Here is a 6,275-nt window from a genome sequence, read left to right as displayed (position 1 = left end):
GAGTGATTGCCCGACCTTTTGTCGGGGCACCGGGAGATTTTCACCGGACTGCCAATCGTCGCGATTTTTCACTGCCGCCGCCGGCTCCGACGGTGTTGGATATTGCCCTCAGTGCTGGCCGAGCCGTCTTGGGCGTTGGCAAAATTGGAGATATTTTTGCCGGTCGCGGTCTAAGTGACATTTGGCCCAGCCATAACAACAAAGAAGGTATGAGGCTAACAAAGAAAGCTGTTACCAGCGGGCAATGGGACCTGATTTTCACTAACCTGGTAGATTTCGACATGTTGTACGGGCACCGTAACGATCCGTTAGGCTATGCACGTTGTTTGGAAGAATTCGATCAAGATTTAGGTGACTTCCTCAAATATCTGGAGCCGGACGATGTGCTGATTATCACTGCTGACCACGGTTGCGATCCCACTACCCACAGTACCAATCATTCAAGAGAATACGTGCCTCTCTTGGCCTACGGTGATCGAATCAGGCCAAAAAATCTTGGTACCCGAGAGACTTTCGCCGATGTTGGGGCCACCACCGCTGAAATCTTGGGAGTCCCTTGGCATGGTGCCGGTACTAGTTTTTGGGCCGCCGTTGCCAATCATACTTAATATAGGGGGTGATTTCCAGTGCTGGAAATCAAGAAAAAGGCCACTGAAGCTTCTGCCTATCTGCAAACTTTACGTGGCCTTCGTCCGGACGTAGGTCTTATCTTGGGTTCCGGATTAGGCCAGGTGGCGGAGGAAATCGAAGACAAGTTGGTAGTGCCATATGGGGAAATTCCCCACATGCCCCAGTCAACAGTTGCCGGTCATGCCGGTTGCTTGGTGCTGGGCCAGTGGTGCAAGCAGCAGGTGGCTTGTTTTCAGGGTCGTTTCCATTACTATGAGGGGTATTCCATGAGCGAGGTCACTTTCCCGGTACGATTGCTAGCTGCATTAGGAGCAAAGCTTCTTTTCATTACCAATGCAGCCGGCGGTATGAATCCTAATTTTTGCCCTGGCGATATCATGCTGATCACTGATCACATCAATTTTATGGGGGCCAACCCTCTAATCGGCGCTAATGATAATGAGCTTGGGCCACGGTTCCCCTCTATGGCAGCCGTCTATGACTCTCAGCTGGCCTCTTTACTTAAGACGGTAGCGGCCAAAGAAGGGGTGGAGCTGAAAGAAGGTGTTTATATCGGTGTCTCCGGCCCTAACTTCGAAACCCCAGCTGAACTTGGGGCCTTTGCTCGTTGGGGAGCCGATGCTGTAGGCATGTCTACGGTGCCGGAGGTGATTGTGGCCAGCCATGCTAATCTGAGGGTCTTGGCTATGTCAGTGATTACTAATATTGCCCGCGGTGAAGCTCACGAAGTAGCTCAACATGGACAGGTGTTGGATGTAGCCGGTAAAGCTGGCCCCACTTTGGCCCGACTGTTAAGAGGGGTTTGTGCCCGGCTCTGACATACATGTATTTCCTGTTCCCATCCTGGTTAACCTACCTATGAATGCCAAAGGAAAGGAGATCCAGGATGGGCAGGAGCGTTTTGGTCCGAATTTGGGGCAGCTTAATAATTTGTCTTGTTCTAACGGCAGCCATGCCAATTTCAGCTCAAGCTGAACCATTGGACACTTCCGCCGCCTGTGCTTTACTCATGGATGCCACCAGCGGGGCTGTTCTGTACGAAAAAAACCCTCACGAGAAGCGAGAACCGGCCAGCATAACTAAGATAATGACAATGTTGTTGGCCTTGGAAGCGGTGGAAGAAGGCCGGCTGCGGTTAGACGAGGAAGTTGTCATTTCCGAGAACGCCCACCGGCAAGTGGACACCGATGGTTCGGTGGTATTTCTAGAGATGGGCGAGAAGCGCACAGTGGAAGAACTCTTAATCGGTATTGCAGTTGGTTCTGGTAACGATGCTTGTGTGGCCCTGGCCGAACAGACAGCTGGCAGTGAAGCACAATTTGTGGAGCTTATGAACAACAGGGCCAAAGAAATGGGAATGAACAACACCAACATTGTTAATCCGCACGGCATGCCGCACCCGGACCACTATACCACAGCCTACGACATTGCGCTCATGTGCGTCGAGGCAACTAAATTTCCTCAGTTGCTCAAGTACACGTCGATTTATGAATACAAATACCGTGACGACCCTCCTCTTATCTTATGGAACACCAACAAGCTCCTGGCTTGGTACGAAGAGGTAGTGGACGGACTAAAAACCGGCTGGACCGAAAAAGCGGGGTATTGTCTTGCTGCCACCGGCGAAAAAGATGGGTTTCGTCTGATCAGTGTTGTTTTAGGATGTCCTGTTCCAAGAAGTCACTTTCAAGAAGCTATCAAGCTTTTAAACTATGGCTTTGCCCGTTACACTTCCTTGTTAGTGGCAGATAAAGGAGAAATTAGGGCCAGTTTGCCTGTGTTGCGCGGGACAAAACAGGAAGTGGCGCTCTTATGTAGCCGCCGGTTGGCGGTGAGCGTACCGAAGGGAGAAGAAAGTACAGTAAGTTGGGAGTTGGAGCTCGTAGCTGACCGACTAAAAGCCCCGGTATCCGAAGGTGCTTTGTTAGGCAAAATCATCGTCAAGAAAGATGATCAACCGGTGGCGACAGCAGACCTGGTAGCGGGGGAAAGTATTGACCGATTAGGTTTTGGCGGCTTATTTGGCCGAGTACTTACAACCTGGCTGTCCGGCGGCACGAAAGGAGCCGCCCCCTAAGACTTCTGTCTTGAGCCAGTAGAACCGTAAGATTCGATCCGGTTGTCCTTCCTGTCTAGGACAACCTTTTTTCATTATTGGTGCAGTTGGCAGGGAAAAGAGAGTGGAACGCGAATATGAAAGTAGCTGGTAAATATTGTGAATCCGGAGGGAGGGGACAAAATGGGGATTGACCTATCTTACCAAGGCTCATGGCTAGTGGCAAAGATAACTGGAGAGCTGGATGTGGCCAGCGTTCCAGCTGTTCGGATTAAGCTGGAAAAAGCGCTGGCTGAAAAAACAGCCGGCGGTCTCATTCTGGACTTGACGGATACTACTTTTATGGATAGCTCGGGCTTGGGCTTTGTGTTAGGGCGGTACCACCGGCTGGCTGAGACTGGGGGAAAGACTATCGTGGCCGGGCCTCAAGGTCAGGTGCGGCGGGTATTTGAGCTTTCTGGTTTAACTAAACTTATCCCGCAAACGCAAACCTTGGCGGAAGCTCTGCATGCAGTGGGGGAGGAGAAATAATATGGCCGACAACTATATGTATCTGGAATTTCCCAGCAAACCGGAGAATGTCGCCTTTGCGCGCACCGCTGTAGCCGCTTTCGTCAGCCAGCTAGACCCTACCGTTCCTGAATTGGCCGACATTAGTACTGCGGTTTCCGAGGCCGTAACCAATATTGTAGTCCATGCCTATCCTCAAGCAGAAGGCTTGATAATGGTAACGGCACGACTATCAGGGCAACAAGTAAATGTGGAGGTAAAAGACAATGGCTGTGGAATCTCTGATTTAGAGTCCAAGCGGCGCTTAGGGACAACAACCTGCAGTCAAGAGAGAATGGGAATTGGTTTGTCCTTAATCGAAGCCTGTATGGATCAGGTTGATATTCAGTCGAAGGAGGGAGAAGGCACCTGCCTTTTCATGACTAAACGTTTAGGCCAACAGGGGGGCGGCCTGGACAATGACTGAACATTTTCTCCGATTAGATCTACCTGAGCGGAGTAAAGGATCGCAGCAAACAATTGAATTGCTGGCTCGGATAAGGGCGGGTGATGGCGAAGCTAGGGAACAGGTGATTAATGAGAACCTAAGGCTAGTGGTTAACATAGCACGTCGTTTTGCTGGCCGCGGCCATGAGTTTGAAGACCTCTTTCAAATTGGTACAATTGGCTTGATGAAGGCCGTAGACAAATTTGACCCTGCTTACAATGTCCAGTTCTCTACTTATGCTGTCCCCATGATTATCGGCGAAATACGGCGTTTTCTCCGTGATGACAACCCGATTAAGATAAGTCGGGTTCTTAAAGAGACTGCGCATAAGGGCCGTCGAGCAAAACAGTTGCTGGCCCAACGGTTAGGACGAGATCCGAGTGTGAGCGAAATTGCGGCTGAAATCGGTGTGAGTCCGGAAGAGTTGGTTTGTTCACTGGAAGCAGTGCAGACTCCGGCCTCGTTGTCGGATCCAATCTATAGAGACGAAACCAGCGCCTTAAAACTGGAAGACCGGTTAGGAGAAGGAAACAGCAATGACTGGTTGGAGCATATTCTGTTGAGGCAACTACTGCAGAAATTAACCCCACGGGAACAGCACATCATCCGGCAGCGCTTCTTTGTCGACAAGACACAAGCTGAGGTGGCGAAAGAATTGGGGTTGTCACAGGTGCAAGTGTCGCGGCTGGAAAAACAAATTCTGCTGAAAATAAAGGAACTGCTAGAAAGCGGGTAGATGCCCGCTTTTTTGTATGTTTTTAGCTTGATAAGCCATACTAGTGTCAGAATCAACTAGTTCAACTTTTTCTGCTTATTGTCAGAGAGGAGGGGCGTCAAGATGACAGTTGTCAAGGTAATAGAAGTTGTTGGTGAGTCCCAAACAAGCTGGGACGACGCCGTAAAAGATGCTGTGCGACAAGCATCCAAGACGGTGCGCAATATTTCTGGGGTGGAAATTTATAACCTTACAGGTAATGTAGAAGACGGCGATGTAATTGAATACAAGGCCAACTGCAAAATAGCGTTCCCGGTGGACGGAACACACTAGGAGGGCACCTGGAGGTGCTCTCCCTCATTTCACGACTGTAAAGGGGTGGTATCAGTTGGCCGCTCAAAGCAAGACCCCCAAGCAGCAAGAATACCAGCGAAGAGTTCAGCAAAAGAGACCCCAGCCCCCGGTAGTACGAAACGTGCTCACTGCTTTTGCCGTAGGCGGATTCATCTGCGTCATCGGCCAAATTGTACTTAACCTATTTACCTCTCGCGGGTTTGCTGCTAACGAAGCTGCCGGACTTACAGCCACCGTAATGGTTGCTCTGGGAGCTTTATTGACAGGCTTAGGCTGGTACGATGAGTTAGGCAAGTTTGCCGGTGCCGGCTCAGCTGTGCCAATCACCGGGTTTGCCAACTCCATTGTTTCACCGGCGTTGGAATTCAAACGCGAAGGTCTGGTCCTGGGGGTTGGAGCTCGAATGTTCGTTGTAGCCGGCCCGGTATTAGTCTACGGCATTCTTACCTCAGTCCTGGTAGGTTTTGTTCATTGGCTGCTAAAAGGTGGGATAATCAAGGTTTGAGGCAAAAGAAAGTAGGAAAGCAAACCTATCTGTTTAGCCGGCCGTTACCTGTTTTGAGTTCTGCGTCGGTGATGGGCAGAAAAGAAGGAATGGGCCCCCTGGGTAGTTATTTTGACGAAATTATCAATGATCCCCTTTATGGAGAAAAAAGTTGGGAACTAGGGGAGTCAAAAATGGTCCGACGGGCTATGGATCTGGCCTTGGCCAAAATAAATTTGGCCTACAGCGGTCTTGATCTTATGTTTGGTGGCGACTTGCTCAACCAAATAATTGCCGCTAATTTAGCTGCTCGACATGTGCCGGTTCCGTTCTTTGGTCTCTTTGGAGCCTGCTCCACCTTCAGCGAAGCCTTGGGGCTGGCTGGAATTGCCCTTGACGGAGGGTTTGCGTCGAAAGTGCTGGTTAGTGCTTCGTCCCACTATCAGACTGCGGAACGACAGTTTCGGTATCCGACAGAACTGGGCGTTCAACGTAAACCGACTGCACATTGGACTGTAACCGGTGCCGCAGCGACTATAATCGGCGAAAGTGGAAGCGGTGCCGCCCTTACCGGAATAACAGTGGGACAGGTAATCGACATGGGAGTGAAAGACATAAATGATATGGGATCAGCTATGGCACCAGCGGCTGTGGACACTATCGAGCGTCACTTTCAAGATACCGGTCGCCAGCCTGATTACTACGACGTAATCGCCACCGGCGATCTAGGTAGCCTTGGTAAGGGTCTGGCCCAAGATATGCTGGCTGAAGCCGGTTACGACATTAAGAGTAACTATACCGACTGCGGGATACTCATATATGATCCAGAACAGGACACTCATGCCGGCGGTAGTGGTTGCGCCTGTTCAGCCGCTGTATTTTCCAGCTACTTTTTTCCGCGACTCGTGCATGGAGAGCTGAAGCGAATGCTGCTAGTCAGCACCGGTGCCTTACTTAGTCCTACTTCTTACCAACAAGGTGAGTCCATTCCCGCCATTGCCCATGCTGTATCAATAGAAAAGGTCTAGGAGGAGTTGTC

At 50.5% G+C, this 6,275-nt stretch carries 9 protein-coding genes; all 9 read left to right on the top strand.

The annotated features are described in order from the left end of the window. Positions 1-608 (top strand): phosphopentomutase (locus GX016_01270; GenBank protein ID HHT70192.1); only part of this gene is annotated, 608 nt, incomplete at its 5' end. Between the two features lie 21 nt (positions 609-629). Further along, positions 630-1,448, top strand: a complete 819-nt coding sequence (locus GX016_01265) for a purine-nucleoside phosphorylase (protein HHT70191.1) — start codon at positions 630-632, stop codon at positions 1,446-1,448. A gap of 68 nt (positions 1,449-1,516) precedes the next feature. Continuing rightward, entirely contained in the window at positions 1,517-2,707 is a 1,191-nt protein-coding gene (locus GX016_01260; protein HHT70190.1) for a D-alanyl-D-alanine carboxypeptidase, read from the top strand. A 162-nt stretch (positions 2,708-2,869) separates the two neighbouring features. Continuing rightward, positions 2,870-3,217, top strand: a complete 348-nt coding sequence (locus GX016_01255; GenBank protein HHT70189.1) for an anti-sigma factor antagonist — start codon at positions 2,870-2,872, stop codon at positions 3,215-3,217. Position 3,218: 1 nt separating this feature from the next. Further along, on the top strand, positions 3,219-3,662 hold the full coding sequence (locus GX016_01250; protein HHT70188.1) for an anti-sigma F factor: 444 nt from the start codon (positions 3,219-3,221) through the stop codon (positions 3,660-3,662). Further along, positions 3,655-4,419 carry a SigB/SigF/SigG family RNA polymerase sigma factor gene (locus GX016_01245; GenBank protein ID HHT70187.1) on the top strand — a complete coding sequence of 255 codons (765 nt, stop codon included), beginning with the start codon at positions 3,655-3,657 and terminating at the stop codon, positions 4,417-4,419. The genes GX016_01250 and GX016_01245 overlap by 8 nt, the downstream gene beginning before the upstream one ends. 102 nt (positions 4,420-4,521) lie before the next feature. Further along, positions 4,522-4,731: a dodecin domain-containing protein gene (locus GX016_01240; protein ID HHT70186.1), complete on the top strand. Its 210-nt coding sequence runs from the start codon at positions 4,522-4,524 to the stop codon at positions 4,729-4,731. Between the two features lie 55 nt (positions 4,732-4,786). Then, positions 4,787-5,257 (top strand): stage V sporulation protein AC, encoded by a 471-nt coding sequence (spoVAC, locus tag GX016_01235; GenBank protein ID HHT70185.1) that lies wholly within the window; start codon positions 4,787-4,789, stop codon positions 5,255-5,257. Then, on the top strand, positions 5,254-6,264 hold the full coding sequence (spoVAD, locus tag GX016_01230; GenBank protein ID HHT70184.1) for a stage V sporulation protein AD: 1,011 nt from the start codon (positions 5,254-5,256) through the stop codon (positions 6,262-6,264). The genes spoVAC and spoVAD overlap by 4 nt, the downstream gene beginning before the upstream one ends. Positions 6,265-6,275: the final 11 nt, after the last annotated feature.

It is taken from the genome of Bacillota bacterium (assembly GCA_012837285.1).
In the GTDB taxonomy this organism is placed as follows: Bacteria; Bacillota; DTU030; order DUMP01; family DUMP01; genus DUNI01.
Note: the sequence above shows the minus strand (reverse complement) of the source record. Positions and strands in the feature narration are given on the sequence as shown.

Excerpts from the sequence above, each read along its gene's own strand:
- GX016_01250 (HHT70188.1), top strand. The coding sequence starts at position 3,219 with ATGGCCGACAACTATATGTATCTGGAATTTCCCAGCAAACCGGAGAAT.
- GX016_01245 (HHT70187.1), top strand. The coding sequence starts at position 3,655 with ATGACTGAACATTTTCTCCGATTAGATCTACCTGAGCGGAGTAAAGGA.
- GX016_01240 (HHT70186.1), top strand. The coding sequence starts at position 4,522 with ATGACAGTTGTCAAGGTAATAGAAGTTGTTGGTGAGTCCCAAACAAGC.
- GX016_01255 (HHT70189.1), top strand. The coding sequence starts at position 2,870 with ATGGGGATTGACCTATCTTACCAAGGCTCATGGCTAGTGGCAAAGATA.
- GX016_01260 (HHT70190.1), top strand. The coding sequence starts at position 1,517 with ATGGGCAGGAGCGTTTTGGTCCGAATTTGGGGCAGCTTAATAATTTGT.